General features: G+C 45.2%; 1 protein-coding gene. It reads left to right on the top strand.

The window, feature by feature from the left end; translation table 11 throughout:
• Positions 1–627: 627 nt before the first annotated feature.
• Positions 628–1,005 (top strand): reverse transcriptase N-terminal domain-containing protein (locus AB6E52_RS23125; protein WP_372189998.1); only part of this gene is annotated, 378 nt, incomplete at its 3' end.

Here is a 1,005-nt window from a genome sequence, read left to right as displayed (position 1 = left end):
CAACATCGGGTGAGTGCTAGGTAGTCAGCATGATGAACATAAGTGAATCCGCGTAGTGCGACATGAAGTCGTATGAATCGTTGTTCGCCACGAAAAGAGCGAACCATTTGTATCACCAAATGACCCTACGGCTCTGAATAAAGAAGCGAGCCTGACAATGTAACAAAGTCTATCTGATGGACGGGAACTGAATCGCGAGAGGAAGCTCCTCCTGATAACCACATAAATCGGGTAAGTGCTAGGGAGTCAGTATGATGAACAGAAGTGAATCCACGTCAGATGCGTAATTTCACAAGCAGCGGAAGTGGTTTAGACGCTGTAGCTAAATAAGCAACGAGAGTAGGAAAGAAGTTTGTGTGTATTCTTTCGTGATCGAAATGCTCTCCGCATTATAGTGGGCATCTACCCTGACATTACGAGACATACGGAACATGGTAAGCCTGTATCACTCCCTCTGGGAAAGCCTATGTGGCCGATAGTGATGCAGGTAAAGGAGGTTGGAGAAAGCGAAAGCTGGATTGTAATGATGCAGATACAGGCACATGCCTGATCACGAAAGTGAGCCCACTTCCAACTGGTCTCCCGTTGCGAGAGAGTTTGAAGAACTTTATTAAGGAAGAAAAGCAAATGATGATTTCGAACGAGATTAGTGCATCTTCTGACAGTGCACAATGGCAATCCATTAACTGGAAGGCTGTGGAGGCGCATGTCTTAAAGCTCCAAATGCGTATCGCAAAGGCAACTAGAGAAGGTAATCACGGTAAAGCAAAAGCCTTACAGTGGATACTAACCCATTCTCGTTCAGCAAAACTTCTTGCTGTTAAGCGAGTATCTCAAAACAAAGGTAGTAAAACGCCTGGAATAGATGGCGTTCTCTGGAATACAGATGCACGTCGCATGAATGCAGTGAATCAATTGAGTCGAAAAGCTTATCAAGCTAAACCACTCAAGCGTATCTATATCCCCAAAAAGAATGGCAAGCTTCGACCTCTGGGCATCCCATGC

Source organism: Vibrio sp. 10N.247.311.13 (assembly GCF_041467595.1).
GTDB lineage: Bacteria > Pseudomonadota > Gammaproteobacteria > Enterobacterales > Vibrionaceae > Vibrio > Vibrio crassostreae_C.
The sequence above is the reverse complement of the archived record's forward strand: the minus strand, read 5'-3'. Positions and strand labels throughout refer to the sequence as shown.